The sequence below is a fragment of the Micromonospora sp. AMSO1212t genome, assembly GCF_008868145.1.
In the GTDB taxonomy this organism is placed as follows: Bacteria; Actinomycetota; Actinomycetes; order Mycobacteriales; family Micromonosporaceae; genus Micromonospora; species Micromonospora tulbaghiae.
Map to the genome: position 1 here is coordinate 1 of NZ_WBKS01000263.1, position 785 is coordinate 785.

Consider the following 785-nt stretch of genomic DNA (forward strand, 5'->3'; position numbering starts at 1 on the left):
GAAAGGGGGTAACGGGCCGCCGGAGGTGGCGCATGGTGGCGATGGGGCAGACCGCGCTCTCGGGTGAGCGACTCCGGCAGACCGACGGCTTCCTCGCCGAGGCGTGGGCCGACATGGTCCGGCACGACGAGCGGCTGCGCGGAACGGCCGTCGAGGTGCGCTTCGACCGGGGAGTCGCGCACCTCACCGGTGAGGTCGCCGATCCGGGACAGCTACGGCTGGTACGGGAACTGATCGGCCGGCTGTCCGGCGTACTCGGGGTCTGGTGCCGGGTCGCCGTGGCCGGGCGGGCGCCGGTGGTGGTCGACCTGGGCTGCGGGGCGACCAAGCAGTGGCCGGGCAACCTGGGGCTGGACATCTATCCGGCGCCGGGGGTGAACGCGGTCGCCAACCTCGCCGGATCGTTGCCGCTGCGGAACGACTCGGTGGACGTGTTCTTCGCGGTGCACATCGTCGAGCACCTGATCGACTTCCTGCCGCTGTTCGACGAGTGCCACCGGGTGCTGCGGCCGGGCGGGGTGCTGCACGTGATGAGCCCGTGGTGGCGGCACGTCAACGCGGTGGCCGACCCGACTCACGTACGCCTGCTGGACGTGCAGACGTTCAAGGGAATCTGCGGTCAGCGCCCACCGGGTACGCCACGCTGGTATCCGCTGCACGTCGGCTGCGACGGCGCCTCGATCTTCGCCGACCTCACTCCGCTGCCCGCAGACGCCCCCGCCCCGCCCTCCTCCCACTTGGCCCGCTTCTTCGACTGACCCGACCGGGCCGAACTCACCCCCGAC

Annotated in this window: 1 protein-coding gene; it reads left to right on the plus strand. The window is 71.6% G+C overall.

The genetic code is table 11. The features are described from left to right. The first annotated feature begins 32 nt into the window (after window positions 1–32). A complete protein-coding gene (locus F8279_RS29730; RefSeq protein WP_151501716.1) occupies window positions 33–758 on the plus strand; it encodes a BON domain-containing class I SAM-dependent methyltransferase in 726 nt (241 codons plus the stop codon). The last annotated feature ends 27 nt before the right edge of the window (window positions 759–785 follow it).

Bases quoted from the DNA above. Each gene is read 5' to 3' on its own strand.
- F8279_RS29730 (WP_151501716.1), top strand. From the start codon at position 33: ATGGTGGCGATGGGGCAGACCGCGCTCTCGGGTGAGCGACTCCGGCAG.